Source organism: Burkholderia sp. 9120 (assembly GCF_000745015.1).
In the GTDB taxonomy this organism is placed as follows: domain Bacteria; phylum Pseudomonadota; class Gammaproteobacteria; order Burkholderiales; family Burkholderiaceae; genus Paraburkholderia.
The window spans coordinates 536,302-551,041 of record NZ_JQNA01000002.1; the positions used below are offsets into that span (position 1 = coordinate 536,302).

Below are 14,740 nucleotides of genomic sequence, written 5' to 3' on the forward strand. Positions count from 1 at the left end.
CGCCCAGCGCGCAATCCGCAATCAATCAGTACGTATCGAACGTCTTCTGCAGCGCCACCGGCCCCGTGCCGCCTGCGGCAAGCGCCAGCATCAGCAGCACGCGCGCCTTGTACGGATTCAGCGAACCCGCGCTGATGAAACCGAGCGCGTCGTCGGCCGCCGCGCCGTTGCGCATTACATGCCCCGATCCCACACGCGACGAACGCACCACCGCGACGCCCTGCGACGCTGCGTCGGCAAGTGCCTGCTGCATCGACATGTGAATCGAACCGTTGCCCGTGCCCGCCACGACGATACCGCGCACGCCGGCGGCCACCAGCGCATCCACCGCGATTCGCGACACGCCCGCGTAGCTTGCGACGATCTCGACATGCGGCCACTTCGGCCCGATCACGAATTCGGTTGCCAGCGTATGCGGCCGCACCACGGCACGCTGGAATTCGACCCGGCCGTCCTGCACCCAACCGAGCGCGCCGATCTCGGGCGACTGGAACGCGTCCACCGCGTAGGTGCTCGTCTTGACGACGTCGCGTGCGCTGTGAATCTTGTTGTTGAAGGCCACCAGCACGCCCTGCCCGCGCGAGCCCGTATGCGCCGCGACGGTCACCGCGTTCAGCAGGTTCAACGGACCGTCGGCCGACAGCGCCGACGCCGGACGCATGGCCGCGGTCAGCACCACCGGCTTATCCGACTTGACGGTCAGATGCAGCAGGTAGGCGGTTTCTTCGAGCGTATCGGTGCCGTGCGTGATCACCACGCCGTCGATCCCGTCGGTCGCCAGAAGCGTGTTGATGCGCTGTGCGAGCGTGGTCCACAACGGCATGGTCATGTCTTTGCTGTCGACGCTGGCAATCTGCTCGGGCGCGATGCGCGCCACCGTGGACAACGCCGGCACCACGGAAAGCAGTTGCTCGACGCCGACCACACCGGCCTGGTAACCGGAGGTGTTGGTGGCGTCCGCGGCCGCGCCGGCGATCGTGCCGCCGGTCGCGAGCACCGCAATACAGGGCAACGGCGGCGTAGCGCCTTCGCCCGAAGGCGCGGCGGAAGAGGAAGTCAGAGTATTCATGGCGGCGATTGTAAGCGATGCGCCGCGCGCCGCCATGCGTGAAAAAACGGATGTCCGTTCGTTTCGGTTCGTTTCGGTTATGAGCGTTAAACCGCTTCGCGCAACTGCGCCGCGATTTCCGCTTCGTTCAATTGCGGCGCGAACATTTCGATCAGCCGGTACGCGTATGCGCGCAGGAACGCGCCCTTGCGCAAACCGACCCGCGTGGTGCTCGCTTCGAACAGATGCTGCGTATCGAGCGCGACCAGTTCGGTATCGCGCTTCGGATCGTAGGCCATCGCCGCGACCACGCCGATCCCCATGCCGAGTTCGACGTAAGTCTTGATCACGTCGGCATCGATCGCGGTCAGCACGACGTCGGTCAACGCACCCGCTTTCGCGAACGCCTGGTCGATATGCGAACGGCCCGTGAAATCCTGGTCGTACGTGATGATCGGGAATTCGGCGATCTCGTCGAGCGTCAGATTCGACCGGCCCACCAGCGGGTGCCCCTTCGGCACGACCACGATGTGATGCCACGAGTAGCACGGGAACGTGACGATATCGGGGAAGCGGTCGAGCGCTTCGGTCGAGATGCCGATATCCGCTTCGCCGTTGATGATCATCTGCGCGATCTGTTGCGGACTGCCCTGGCGCAACGCCAGATGCACCTTCGGGAATACCTCGGTGAATTGACGGATCACCTTCGGCAACGCGTAACGCGCCTGCGTGTGGGTGGTCGCCACGACCAGGTGGCCGCTGTCCTGATCGGCGTACTGACGCGCCACGCGGCGCAGATTTTCCGCATCGAGCAGCATCCGCTCGATCAGTTGATGCACCGCCTTGCCCGGCTCGGTGAGACCTGTCAGGCGCTTGCCGCGTCGAATGAAAATGTCGACGCCGAGTTCGTCTTCCAGATCCTTGATCTGTTTTGATACACCCGACTGCGACGTGTACAACACGTTCGCCACCTCGGTCAGGTTCATGTTCTGACGCACGGCCTCGCGCACGAAGCGCAATTGCTGGAAGTTCATCTGTATGTCTCCGGTTCAGCCAGAGTTGAGTTATTTGAGTTTGATTGAAACACCGAGTTTGATGCCTTGCCTGCCAGGCTCTCCGGACAGGCGCCCTACTATTGCGCCGGAAACACCCGCAACGCGCGCGGCACGGCGGTCACGCCGTCGCCGACCGCCAGTTGCAGATCACGCCACGACTCGCGATCCAGCTCGGCTTCGAGCAGCGTGCCCTCGCGGCCCGCGAGTTCGACCCGCACCGAGCCGCCGAGCGTCACCACGCGCCGCACGTCGACCACGATCCCTTCGCGATGCCCGGACGCTTGCGGATACAACTGCAGGTCGTGCGGCCGTACATAGGCAAACGCCGGGCCGCTGAAATCGGCCTTGATCGATACCGGCAACGCGGCGCCGTCCACCACGAAACCGCTCGCATCGACGTTGCCGTGCAGACGGTTGGCCGCGCCGAGAAACTCGTACACGAACGAGGTTTGCGGATGGTCGTACACATCTTGCGGACTGCCCACCTGCTCCACGTGCCCGCGATTCAGCACGACGATACGGTCGGCCACTTCGAGCGCTTCTTCCTGATCGTGCGTGACGAAGATCGTCGAGATATGCAGATCGTCATGCAAGCGCCGCAGCCAGCTACGCAACTCCTTGCGCACCTTCGCGTCGAGCGCGCCAAACGGTTCGTCGAGCAGCAGCACTTTCGGTTCGACCGCGAGCGCGCGCGCCAACGCGATCCGCTGCCGCTGACCACCCGACAATTCCGACGGATAACGCTGCGCGAGCCAGTCGAGCTGCACGAGCTTCAGCAGTTCATGCACCTTCTCGCGAATCACCGCTTCCGACGGCCGCTCCTTGCGCGGCTTCACGCGCAAGCCGAACGCGACGTTCTCGAACACCGTCATATGACGGAACAGCGCGTAATGCTGGAACACGAAACCCACTTCACGTTCGCGCGCACCGACCGTCGCGACGTCCTGACCTTGCAGCTCGACCTGGCCGCCGTCCGCGTATTCGAGCCCGGCAATCACGCGCAACAAGGTGGTCTTGCCACAACCCGACGGCCCGAGCAGCGCAACCAGTTCACCCGGCGGAAAGTCGAGCGAGACGTTATCGAGCGCGACGAAATCGCCGAAGCGCTTCTGCAGGTTACGAACAGTGATACCCATTACAGCTCTCCTTGCTTGAGCGGGTGTTGCGGCGAGACCGGCGTTGCCTTGAACGATGACGATGATGACGACGAGGCAGCGGCCAGCGCGACAGGACCGGCATACGCGGGCACGTCGCGCGCGGCCGACAGTTCCGCCGACATATGGCGCTCGGCAAGCAGCTTCAGCCCCAGCGTGACGAGTGCGAGCAAGGCCAGCACCGACGCCACGGCGAACGCCGCCGAGAAGTTGTATTCGTTGTAGAGAATTTCGACGTGCAACGGCATCGTGTCGGTCTGGCCGCGAATGTGGCCCGACACCACCGAGACCGCGCCGAACTCGCCCATCGCCCGCGCGTTACACAGAATCACGCCGTACAGCAGGCCCCATTTGACGTTCGGCAGCGTGACGCGGCGGAAGATCTGCCAGCCCGACGCGCCGAGCACGTGAGCGGCTTCTTCCTCGTCGTTGCCTTGCGCCTGCATCAGCGGAATCAGTTCACGCGCAACGAACGGGAACGTGACGAAGATCGTCGCGAGCACAATGCCCGGCACCGCGAAGATGATCTGCACGTTGTGGTCAATCAACCACGGGCCGAACCAGCCCTGCGCGCCGAACATCAGCACATAGATCAGACCCGAGATCACCGGCGAGACCGAGAACGGCAAATCGATCAGCGTGGTCAGCAGCGCCTTGCCGCGGAATTCGAACTTGGCGATACACCACGACGCCGCGAGGCCGAACACGAGATTCAGCGGCACGGCGATCGCGGCGGTGATCACGGTCAGCTTGATCGCCGACAACGCGTCCGGATCGGCGAGCGATTCCAGATAGAAACCGAGGCCCTTGCTCAACGCCTGATAGAACACGGCGACCAGCGGCACGACCAGAAACAGCGTGAGAAACAGCAGCGCGACGGCGGTCAGGAGCCAGCGCACCACGGGCGCTTCGGTGACCGGATCGGGGCGGCGCGACACGTTCAGCGGCGCGCGCGGTGCAACGGCGGCGGCGCTTGAGGTCGCGGCCTTCACACCGTTCACATCACTCACAGACTGACGGCTCATTGCGCACCTCCGCCAATCGCCGCGACGCTCACCGCAGCCGGCGCCGGACCCGCGCCACCGCGACCCGTGCGGCGTTGCAAATACCATTGCAAGGTATTGATGAACAGCAGCATCAGGAACGACACAACCAGCATCACCACCGCGATCGCGGTCGCGCCCGCGTAGTCGTACTGTTCGAGCTTGGTGATGATCAGCAGCGAGGTGATTTCCGACTTCATCGGTACATTGCCGGCGATGAAAATCACCGAGCCGTATTCGCCGAGCGCCCGCGCGAACGCCAGCGCGAAACCGGTCAGCAACGCGGGAAACACGGCGGGCAGCACGACGCGGCGAAACGTCAGCCAGCGCGACGCGCCGAGGCACGCGGCGGCTTCTTCCTGTTCGCGTTCGAACTCTTCGAGCACCGGCTGCACCGTGCGCACCACGAACGGCAAACCGATGAAGGTCAGCGCGACCAGTACGCCGGCCGGCGTGAACGCGATCTTCAGGCCGAGCGGTTCGAGAAACTGGCCGATCCAGCCGTTGCCCGCGTACACCGCCGCGAGCGAAATGCCGGCCACCGAGGTCGGCAGCGCGAACGGCAGATCGACCACGGCGTCGACGATGCGTTTGAACGGGAACGTGTAACGCACCAGCACCCACGCGACCAGAAAGCCGAACACCGCGTTGATCAGCGCGCCGCCGAGCGCGGAGAAGAACGTCAGGCGATACGACGCGAGCACACGCGGCGAACTCACCGCGCGTACGAACTGAGCCCAGTCGAGCGTGGCGGTCTTGAGAAAGGTCGCCGCCAGCGGAATCAGCACCACGAGGCTCAGATAAGCCACGGTGATGCCGAGGGTCAAGCCAAAACCGGGCAACGCGCTCGGTTTTCGGAAGGTCAACGTCGTCATGCTGGTTACTCGTTCAGGTTGATGCCGGTGTTGCGAGGACCGAATTCCGGCCGCCGGGCCCTGGCGGCCAAAAGCGCGCCCATGGGGCGCGCTCGGGGGTCATGCGGTGCCGCTGGCCGGTCGATATCGCTGCATCGTTGCGTCGTTGCGTCCGCATCGACCGGACAAGCCGGCCTTATTGCGGCGAGTAGATCGAATCGAACACGCCGCCGTCGGCAAAGTGCGTCTTCTGCGCGTTGGTCCAGCCGCCGAACGAATCGTCCACCGTGTACAGCTTCAGCTTCGGAAACTTGGCGGTCAGCTCGGCCGGCACCTTGTTCGAACGCGGACGATAGAAGTTGCGCGCGGCGATCTCCTGGCCTTCTTCGCTGTACAGGAAGTTCAGATACGCTTCGGCCACCTTGCGCGTGCCGTGCCGGTCGACGACCTTGTCCACCACGGCGACCGGCGGCTCGGCCAGAATGCTGACCGACGGCACGACGATTTCAAACTTGTCCGGACCGAATTCCTTCAGCGACAGGAACGCTTCGTTTTCCCACGCGATCAGCACGTCGCCGATACCGCGTTGCACGAAGCTGGTGGTCGCGCCGCGCGCCCCCGAATCCAGCACGCCGGCATTCTTATAGAGCTTGCCGACGAACTCCTTCGCTTTCTGGTCGTTGCCGCCCGGCTGATGTTCGGCATACGCCCACGCCGCGAGGTAGTTCCAGCGCGCGCCGCCCGAGGTCTTCGGATTCGGCGTCACGATCGACACGCCCGGCTTGATCAGATCGTCCCAATCCTTGATGTGCTTCGGGTTGCCCTTGCGCACCAGAAACACGATCGTCGACGTGTACGGCGACGCGTTGTCCGGCAAGCGTTTCTGCCAGCCCTTGTCGAGCAGACCCTTGCTGGCCAGCGCGTCGATGTCGTAGGCCAGCGCCAGCGTCACCACGTCCGCCTGCAGACCGTCGAGCACCGAGCGCGCCTGCGCGCCGGAGCCGCCGTGCGACTGCTTGAAGGTGATCGTCTCGCCGGTCTTCGCCTTCCATTCCTTGCCAAACGCCTGATTGATGTCCTGATACAACTCGCGAGTCGGATCGTAGGAGACGTTCAGCAGCGTCGTGTCGGCGGCGTGCGCCTGCGCCATCACGCCGAGCGCCCCGGCCGCGCCCAATGCGAGCGCCGCGATGATTTTTCTGGTCTTGCCTGCCAGCCCCGTGCCTTGGTGGTTCATGTCAACTTTCTCCGCGTTGTGGTCCGCTAAAACAGCGTGTGGTGTTGTTCTACGTCGCGGTCACGTGCACATGAGCGCCAACTCGGAGGCCAGTCTATCGAAGCGCTTTCATCATTAAAAATAATGTTTCTTCATTCTTTAATACTCAAAAGTGGTAATGACAGCTGGGTAAGGCGTTGCGGCACGAAAGTGGGTGTTAGAACGCCCTTTTGCGGCGCTGTAGCGGCACCCGAAGCGACGAACTTAAAGTAAAGCTTGAATTGCGTGGAATACTGTATAAAAATACAGGCACCTGTTCATACATACAGTGGCCATGACCAAACTCACCGCACGACAGCAGCAGGTTTTCGATCTGATCCGCCGGGCCATCGAACGCACCGGTTTTCCGCCCACCCGCGCGGAGATCGCCGCGGAGCTGGGCTTCAGCTCCGCGAACTCCGCAGAAGAGCATCTGCGCGCGCTCGCTCGCAAAGGCGTGATCGAACTCGCGGCCGGCGCATCGCGCGGCATTCGCCTGCTGGGTGGGTCGGAAGACTCGCCGTACCAGTTCACGCTGCCGCACGCGAGCATCATGCAGCTGTCCTTGCCGCTGATCGGCCGGGTGGCGGCGGGTAGCCCGATCCTCGCGCAGGAACATATCGCGCAGCACTATGCGTGCGATCCGGCGCTGTTCTCGAGCAAGCCCGACTACCTGCTGAAGGTGCGCGGGTTGTCCATGCGCGACGCGGGCATCTTCGACGGCGACCTGCTCGCCGTGCAGAAGAAGAGCGAGGCCAAAGACGGCCAGATCATCATCGCGCGGCTCGGCGACGACGTGACGGTCAAGCGCCTGAAGCGCCGGCCGAACGGCATCGAACTGATTGCCGAGAATCCCGATTACGAAAACATCTTCGTTGAAACCGGCAGCGCGGAATTCGCGCTGGAAGGGATCGCCGTCGGGCTGATTCGCCCGGGCGAGTTTTAAGCGGTTTGCTCGTGCTGGGGCGTTTGCCGGTTCGTTGGCTTGTTCAGACAACGCCGTCCTGACGCCGCCCCGAGCCACATTCACCCCGCATCAACGTCGTACTCACGCTGCATCATCTTTGCATCGCCTGGAGAGACTCATGGAACGCCTTGCCCGCTTGCTGCCTTTTCGCCAGTTCGGTCGTCTGCGTCATCTGCGCAAGCTGGTGCCCTGCTCGTTGATCGAGGCATCCACGGCGAGCACACCCTCGCTGTTCGATTCGCTCGACGAGGCGTCGAATTTGCAGGCGGCGCTGCCGTCTTCGTTGCCGGCGTTTGCGCGCGTGTCGTTGAACTCGGGCCTGAATACGGCGGAGCCGGCGCGGCGCGCGCCGGTGCGGGTTTATCACGGGCCGTCGCGGCTTATCATGGTCGGCACGGTCGACGCCGTCTGCCGCATGATCGACCGTTGCATCGCCGAAGAAGCGAATGTGCACGGCGCGGTGTTCGAAGGCTGAGTGGTTCGGTTCTAGGCGATCGGGTTCTGTTCTGAACCGGTTGTTCACTCGCATTACCGGAATCAATCAGGGATCGTTTTGGCGTGGCCGCGGTCCACGTTAGATCACACCTGATAGAGAGTCTCACTCGATGGCTGTTTCGACCCGCACGAAGAGCAGCGCCACCCGGCCGCTGATCGTTACGCTAATTGTGATCGTGGTGATTGCCGCGCTAGGTTTCGCGTATGCGTCGCCGTATCTCGCGCTGAACAATCTTAAACGCGCAGCAGATGCGCGCGACGCGCAAACCGTCAATCAATACGTCGATTTCCCCGCGTTGCGCGAGAGCCTGAAACAGCAGGTGACCGGCCTGCTGACGCGCCGGCTCGACGCGCACAGCAACGGCAATCCGCTCGCCGCCATTGGCGCGATGATCGGCGTGGCACTGATGGGTCCGCTCGTGGATGCTTATGCAACGCCGGATGGCGTGGCCGCGTTGCTGAACGGCATGCCGCCGCGCGGCAACCCTGGCGAGCGGCCACCGGTGCCACCCGCGGCGAATCATCCGTCCGCGGCTGAGACGCCTGAGCCGACACCGGCACCGCCGGCAGCACCCGCAGCACCCGCAGCGCCAACCCAGCCCGATGCGGCGGCCAACAACGCGAACACGGCCGCGACGCCGCCGCAACCGCCGCAAACCACAGCGGGCTACAGTGGCCTCAACGAATTCGTCGTCACGTACCAGCATGGCGCGGGCGACGCGCGTTACTCGGCGATCTTCGCGCGCGAGGGGTTGTTCACGTGGAAGCTGGCCGCGGTGGATCTAAACCCGTGACGCGCTGAGCTCGCCCCGCTCAACCCATCAAGCTGCCGCTTGCTGCTGCTCCTGCGCGGAAGAGCACGCCACCAGAATGCTGCAGGAAATGCGGTCGAGCAGCGGCGTATTGCCGGCGCCCATCCACCATCGCGACAAACCGGTGCGGCAACGGTGGCCAACCACCACGAGATCGACATTCAACTCGTTAGCGAGATTGGCGATCTCGTCGATCGGATGACCGAAGGCGAAATGCCCTTGCGCAGTGACGCCGCGCTCGGTGAGCCAGTCCACGCCTTCCTGCAGAATGTCGCGGGCGGATTTTTCGAAGCTGCCACACGCCACGTCGGTGAGAAGGCCCGCGCTTTGCGCAATACTCGAGCGCATATCCACAACGGATAACAAATGCGTTTCCGCTTTCAGATCCAACGCGAGATCGGCGCCGCAACGTAGCGCTTTACGACCTTCGCGCGAGCCGTCGTAGCACAGCAGGATTTTTTGGTAGCTCGCCATGATTTTCTCCCTTCGCGCGGAAAGCGCGCTTTGAATCAATCATGGTGCGCCGCAATTCAGCTTGCAAGGGATGGAAAACGCTAACTGCGCCCTAAACCGGTGCGCACGGCGACGGCGCGGCAATGGCACGACTATGGCAACGCAATGGCACAGCGTCGGGACCTGATGCCGCAGTGCAAGAAAGCCCTTCTGGACGCCCGGGTGCCAGGCATCGTCGGCCAATCAATGTCCTAGAATAGGCAGCCTGCCCGGTCATTACGGTCATTGCGCTCATTCGCATCAGTCGCGCCCTTTCCCGGAGCCACGTTCGATCCATGTCTGAAGCCGCCATTGAATTCCATCAGGTCAAAAAGCGCTACGGCGACAAGACGGTCGTCGACGGGTTGTCGTTTCATGTGAACGCCGGCGAATGCTTCGGCCTGCTCGGCCCGAATGGCGCGGGCAAGACCACCACGTTGCGCATGCTGCTCGGCATTGCCGCGCCGGATGCCGGCGCGATCCGTCTGTGCGGCGAGCCGATTCCGGGCCGCGCACGCGTGGCGCGAGCGCGGGTCGGCGTGGTGCCGCAATTCGACAATCTCGATCCTGATTTCACCGTGCGCGAAAACCTGCTGGTGTTCGGCCGCTACTTCGGTTTGAGCGCCGCGCAATGCCGCGCGATGGTGCCGTCGCTGCTCGAATTCGCGCGGCTCGAAAGTAAGGCCGACGCCCGTGTGAGCGAACTGTCGGGCGGCATGAAGCGGCGCCTCACGCTGGCGCGCGCGCTCGTCAACGATCCCGACGTGCTGATCATGGACGAACCCACCACCGGTCTCGATCCGCAGGCCCGGCATCTGATCTGGGAGCGGCTGCGCTCGTTGCTCGCGCGCGGCAAGACCATTCTGCTGACCACGCATTTCATGGAAGAAGCCGAACGGCTTTGCCATCGGCTATGCGTGATCGAAGAGGGCCGCAAGATCGCCGAAGGTGCGCCGAGCGAGTTGATCGCCTCGGAGATCGGCTGCGACGTGATCGAGATTTTCGGCCCCGATCCGGTGGCGTTGCGCGATGAACTCGCGCCGCTGGTCGAGCGTACCGAGATCAGCGGCGAGACGCTGTTCTGCTATGTGAACGACGCGCAACCGGTGCATGCCCGGCTCAAACAGCGCGCCGATCTGCGCTATCTGCACCGGCCGGCGAATCTGGAAGATGTGTTTCTGCGGCTCACCGGCCGCGAAATGCAGGACTGATCGTTGCGAGCGCATTGAGTGCATTGAACGCATCGAGCACTCATGCATATCGCAAGCATTTTGCGCATCACGTGTATCGCGCCGGCCACCCACCGCCGCACCTGATCGCCATAACAACGCCCCGAAGGAAATCCCTCGGGCAAACAGCACGAGACACGCCATGGACGCACGCACCTACGACACCCCGGATCACGCCCCCAGCGACAAGCCCTCCGCCCAGGAACCCTTCGGCGCGTTCCCGACGAACGCGGTGAAGTGGGTCGCGGTATGGCGCCGCAATTTTCTGGTGTGGAAAAAACTCGCGATCGCGTCGATGTTCGGCAATCTGGCCGATCCGATGATCTATCTGTTCGGTCTCGGCTTCGGACTCGGGATCATGGTCGGGCATGTGGATGGCGTGTCGTACATCGCGTTCCTCGCGGCCGGCACGGTGGCTTCGAGCGTGATGATGTCGGCGAGCTTCGAGTCGATGTATTCGGGCTTCTCGCGCATGCATGTGCAACGCACGTGGGAAGCCATCATGCATACGCCGCTGACGCTCGGCGATATCGTGCTGGGTGAAGTGATGTGGGCGGGCAGCAAATCGATGCTGTCGGGTGTGGCGATCATGCTGGTGGCGGGCTCGCTGGGCTATGCGAATTTCCCGTCGATGCTGCTCGCGTTGCCGGTCATCGTACTCACCGGGCTCGCGTTCGCGAGCATCGCGATGATCGTGACGGCGCTCGCGCCATCGTACGACTTCTTTATGTTTTATCAGACGCTGGTGTTGACGCCGATGATGCTGCTGTCGGGCGTGTTCTTTCCGACTTCGCAGTTGCCGGTCGCGGCGCGCGCGGTCACGGGGGTGTTGCCGCTCGCGCACGCTGTCGATCTGATCCGTCCGGCCATGCTGGGCCGGCCGGTCGAGCACGCCGCGCTGCACCTCGCGGTGCTGGCCGTGTATGCGGTGGGCGGGTTTATCGTTGCGGCGGTGCTGTTCCGTCGCAGGATGATGAAATAGGCTTATCGCTTCAGCGCCCTTCAACGTCCTTCAGCGCCCACCACCCCCGGCGATGAAAACATCGCTCAGTCTTCGTCGTCCGTCCACGGAATATCCACGTCGGAGATGAACGCGACCGTCGCGAACGGTCCGCCATCCTGACGGCCGATTTTGCCGTCGGCGCGCTGCCATTCGACGCGGAACACCGTGGCCGGATCGTCGGCGATCAGACGCACCGTGCGCACCTCGTCCGGATCGGATTCCTCGACCGGACCATCGAGCGAAACCTGCAGTTCCTGCGGCCACAGGCCATCGGCCGGATCGTAGATCTTGTCGCCGTCGGGAATCAGCGTGAAGGCTTCCACGCCGATCGTCGCCGAGGCTTCCACGATCATCTTGCCCAGCGCGCGCAGCAGTGCCGTCGCCCGTGCCGAATTTGCCTGACGGATCGCCAGATCCCCGCGCGTCAGCGCCTGCTCAAGTTTTGGGTTTGTTTTTTGTTGCGCCATTCGATGTCCTGAGTCCTATCGCTCTGTTGTGGACAGCGCGCCGTTGCACTTGCGCGCCGCTCTCCATTTTTCGGGCTGAATCCTACCATTGGCGTCCCCAAAAGGGACCTCCTCCGGCCATGCATTGCTACATCGCACGCCGTGCGGCGCAGTTCGACAGCCCGCCCCGTCCACCACAGTTTAGGTCGTGATTCGCGTTCCGACAGGGACATTTGGCTTTCAATTGGCTATGCAGGCGCGCGCCTATTACGTCGCGCCGGGCTTCGAGCGCGAACCGCCGCGCGGGCTTCGTTTTCGCGCTACCTTGGGACCGCCGCTCTCCGCCTGCTTCGGGCCGCCGATGGCGGCGATCAGATGATCGCGAAACGCCCGCACCGCCGTCGGCAGTTCGCGGCCGGCCATGGTCTGCAACTGGATGCTGCGCTGGCGCAGTTGCGGATGGGTCAGCGGTATCACGACGAAGCCGTCGCCGACATAACGGTCGCGCACCGACAGCAGACCCGTGAACATGATCGCGCCGCTCTTCTGCGCATAGCGGTACATCGCGCCGCTGTTGTTGCAGGTGAGATCGGGCTCGAGCAGGATGCCTTCGAGCGCACAGGTAATGTCGATCAACTGGCGAATCGTCGTGCCCGGCACAGGCAGCACCAGCGGATAAGACCGCAGATCGGCGAGCGACACCTTCGCGCGCGCGGCCAGCGGATGATCCGCGCGCAGCAGCGCCAGCACCGGCGCAGATTCGGTGTGTTCGACCTTGACGCCCTTCTCCGGCGCGAGGCTGAAGGTCAGCGCGAGATCGGCGTCGCCGTCGCGCACGCGGCGGGTGGCCTCGCCCGGCGACACCACCGAAAGCGTGAAGTCGATGCCCGGATACTGGCTGCGAAAACTCGCCATCGCGCCGGGCAGAAAATCCGCGGCGAACCCTTCCGAACTCACGATCTTGATCATGCTGCCGTGCAGGCTCTCGAGGCCGCCGATCTCCTTCATCACGTGTTCCGCTTCGAGCAGGCTGCGGTGCGCGTAGGCGAGCAGCCGCTCGCCGGCTTCGGACAGCGCCATGCCGCGCGGGCGCCGTTCGAACAGCGCCACGCCGAGTTCGCTTTCGAGCCGCGCGATCTGCCGGCTGATCGCCGATATCGCGACATGCAGGCGTGCGGATGCGTCGCTGATCGAGCCGGTGCGCGCGACTTCGACGAAATAGCGGAGCGCGATGCCGTGCAGGGAAAGTGTCATAGGGTGTGTCTCAATCTTTGCCTTTTCGGCAACGCAAGCTTCGAAATACGATCATTGTGACAAAAAAAACGGCCTCCTAGAATCGGTTCGATGCTGCACCTTGTCCCGCATCCGCAGTCCGCCCCGCATTGGAGACACACCATGAGCCGCAACGAGGCCATCGAACACGCGACACAGCATTTCGAATCCGGCGCCTTTCTCGAGAACCTCACCCGCCGGGTGGGTTTTCGCACCGAGAGTCAGGAAAGCGATCGCGCCGCGACGCTGCTGTCGTATCTGACCGACGAAATCGCGCCCGAAGCCGAAGGGCTCGGTTTCACCTCACGCATCGTCGATAACCCGGTCAGCGGCCTGGGACCCTTCCTGATCGCCGAACGCCACGAAGCGGCCCATCTGCCCACCGTGCTGATCTACGGCCACGGCGACGTGGTGCGCGGCTACGACAGCCAGTGGCGCGCGCCGCTCACGCCGTGGGCCGTGACGATCGAAGGCGAACGCTGGTACGGCCGCGGCACGGCCGACAACAAAGGCCAGCACAGCATCAACCTTGCCGCGCTGGCGAGCGTGCTGGCCGCGCGCGGCGGCCAGCTCGGCTTCAACGCGAAGCTGCTGATCGAAATGGGCGAGGAAACCGGCTCGCCGGGGCTCGATGCGGTGTGCCGCGAGCACGCGGGCGAACTCGCCGCCGACGTGCTGATCGCCTCCGACGGCCCGCGTCTCGCCGCGCGCCGCCCGACCGTGTTCCTCGGCTCGCGCGGTTCGGTGAACTTCAAGCTGTCGCTGAATCTGCGCGACGGCGCGCATCACTCGGGCAACTGGGGCGGCCTGCTGCGCAACCCGGCAACGGTGCTGGCCAACGCGCTGGCGAGCCTCGTCGATGCGCGCGGGGTGATCGCCGTCGACGGTTTGCGCCCGCCGCCAATTTCGGAGGCGGTGCGCCGTGCGCTCGCCGATATCACCGTCGGCGGCGGTCCGGGCGACCCCGAAGTCGACGACAACTGGGGCGAGCCCGGCCTGAGCGCGCCCGAACGCGTGTTCGGCTGGAACAGCTTCGAAGTGCTCGCCTTCAAGGCGGGCAATCCGGAGAACCCGGTCAACGCGATTCCGTCGTCGGCCTTCGCGCATTGTCAGTTGCGTTTCGTGGTCGGCACCGATTGGCGCAATCTCGAACGGCATCTGCGCGCGCATCTGGACGCGCACGGTTTTTCGCTGGTGCAGATCGACGTCGAGCGCGGCGCGCCGGCCACGCGTCTCGATCCGGACGACCCGTGGGTCACGTGGGCGGTCGCGTCGCTCGAACAGACCACCGGCAAGAAAACCGCCGTGCTGCCGAATCTGGGCGGCACGCTGCCCAATGAAGTCTTTGCCGACACGCTCGGCCTGCCGACCATCTGGGTGCCGCACTCGTACCCGGCCTGCTCGCAGCACGCGCCGAACGAGCATCTGCTCGGCCCCGTGGTGCGTGAAGGTCTGCAGATCATGGCGGGTTTGTTCTGGGATCTCGGCGAGAACTCGCCGTATCTGAAAAACGCCGCCTGAGGCAGTCCGGTACTCCATCCGCACAAACAGTTCGCGAAGCCCGGGCCAGCGTCAGATCAGTCCCGGGCACGCGCCATTCGCCCCGCCGCATTCG

15 protein-coding genes are annotated in these 14,740 nt (G+C 64.0%); 6 read left to right on the forward strand and 9 right to left on the reverse strand.

Annotated features, from left to right (window positions below):
• Positions 1–25: 25 nt before the first annotated feature.
• The 6 genes from FA94_RS10630 to FA94_RS10655 form a co-directional block, all read right to left on the reverse strand.
• Complete coding sequence (locus FA94_RS10630; RefSeq protein WP_035561831.1) at positions 26–1,069, reverse strand: asparaginase; 1,044 nt, start codon at positions 1,067–1,069, stop codon at positions 26–28.
• An 86-nt stretch (positions 1,070–1,155) separates the two neighbouring features.
• Complete coding sequence (locus tag FA94_RS10635) at positions 1,156–2,082, reverse strand: CysB family HTH-type transcriptional regulator (protein WP_035550580.1); 927 nt, start codon at positions 2,080–2,082, stop codon at positions 1,156–1,158.
• Positions 2,083–2,180: 98 nt separating this feature from the next.
• Positions 2,181–3,239, reverse strand: a complete 1,059-nt coding sequence (locus FA94_RS10640; RefSeq protein WP_035550582.1) for a sulfate/molybdate ABC transporter ATP-binding protein — start codon at positions 3,237–3,239, stop codon at positions 2,181–2,183.
• The gene (gene cysW / locus FA94_RS10645) at positions 3,239–4,282 is read right to left on the reverse strand and encodes a sulfate ABC transporter permease subunit CysW (protein WP_081935860.1); all 1,044 of its coding nucleotides are present in this window, start codon (positions 4,280–4,282) and stop codon (positions 3,239–3,241) included. Before cysW ends, FA94_RS10640 begins: the two co-directional genes overlap by 1 nt.
• Complete coding sequence (cysT, locus tag FA94_RS10650) at positions 4,279–5,175, reverse strand: sulfate ABC transporter permease subunit CysT (protein ID WP_035550584.1); 897 nt, start codon at positions 5,173–5,175, stop codon at positions 4,279–4,281. The genes cysW and cysT overlap by 4 nt, the downstream gene beginning before the upstream one ends.
• Positions 5,176–5,350: 175 nt before the next feature.
• On the reverse strand, positions 5,351–6,391 hold the full coding sequence (locus FA94_RS10655) for a sulfate ABC transporter substrate-binding protein (protein ID WP_035550588.1): 1,041 nt from the start codon (positions 6,389–6,391) through the stop codon (positions 5,351–5,353).
• 313 nt (positions 6,392–6,704) lie between these two features.
• On the opposite strand from FA94_RS10655, the gene lexA reads away from it, so the two are divergent.
• The 3 genes from lexA to FA94_RS10670 all read left to right on the forward strand — a co-directional run bounded on the left by lexA (position 6,705) and on the right by FA94_RS10670 (position 8,665).
• Positions 6,705–7,355, forward strand: a complete 651-nt coding sequence (gene lexA, locus FA94_RS10660) for a transcriptional repressor LexA (protein ID WP_035550591.1) — start codon at positions 6,705–6,707, stop codon at positions 7,353–7,355.
• A gap of 139 nt (positions 7,356–7,494) precedes the next feature.
• Positions 7,495–7,851 (forward strand): hypothetical protein, encoded by a 357-nt coding sequence (locus FA94_RS10665; protein ID WP_035550593.1) that lies wholly within the window; start codon positions 7,495–7,497, stop codon positions 7,849–7,851.
• Between the two features lie 130 nt (positions 7,852–7,981).
• Positions 7,982–8,665, forward strand: coding sequence for a DUF2939 domain-containing protein (locus FA94_RS10670; RefSeq protein ID WP_035550596.1), 684 nt, complete (start codon positions 7,982–7,984; stop codon positions 8,663–8,665).
• 27 nt (positions 8,666–8,692) lie between these two features.
• Here the strand turns inward: FA94_RS10670 and FA94_RS10675 are convergent, their stop codons facing one another.
• Positions 8,693–9,157, reverse strand: coding sequence for a universal stress protein (locus FA94_RS10675; RefSeq protein ID WP_035550599.1), 465 nt, complete (start codon positions 9,155–9,157; stop codon positions 8,693–8,695).
• A 314-nt stretch (positions 9,158–9,471) separates the two neighbouring features.
• Between FA94_RS10675 and nodI the strand changes: the two genes are divergently transcribed.
• On the forward strand, positions 9,472–10,386 hold the full coding sequence (nodI, locus tag FA94_RS10680) for a nodulation factor ABC transporter ATP-binding protein NodI (protein WP_035550601.1): 915 nt from the start codon (positions 9,472–9,474) through the stop codon (positions 10,384–10,386).
• Between the two features lie 160 nt (positions 10,387–10,546).
• Entirely contained in the window at positions 10,547–11,386 is an 840-nt protein-coding gene (locus FA94_RS10685; protein ID WP_035550604.1) for an ABC transporter permease, read from the forward strand.
• Positions 11,387–11,451: 65 nt separating this feature from the next.
• Here the strand turns inward: FA94_RS10685 and FA94_RS10690 are convergent, their stop codons facing one another.
• Entirely contained in the window at positions 11,452–11,874 is a 423-nt protein-coding gene (locus FA94_RS10690; protein WP_035550606.1) for a hypothetical protein, read from the reverse strand.
• A 246-nt stretch (positions 11,875–12,120) separates the two neighbouring features.
• Positions 12,121–13,107, reverse strand: a complete 987-nt coding sequence (locus FA94_RS10695; protein WP_035550610.1) for a LysR substrate-binding domain-containing protein — start codon at positions 13,105–13,107, stop codon at positions 12,121–12,123.
• A 141-nt stretch (positions 13,108–13,248) separates the two neighbouring features.
• Here FA94_RS10695 and FA94_RS10700 point away from each other — a divergent pair, with 141 nt between their 5' ends.
• On the forward strand, positions 13,249–14,646 hold the full coding sequence (locus FA94_RS10700; RefSeq protein WP_035550613.1) for a M20 family metallopeptidase: 1,398 nt from the start codon (positions 13,249–13,251) through the stop codon (positions 14,644–14,646).
• The last annotated feature ends 94 nt before the right edge of the window (positions 14,647–14,740 follow it).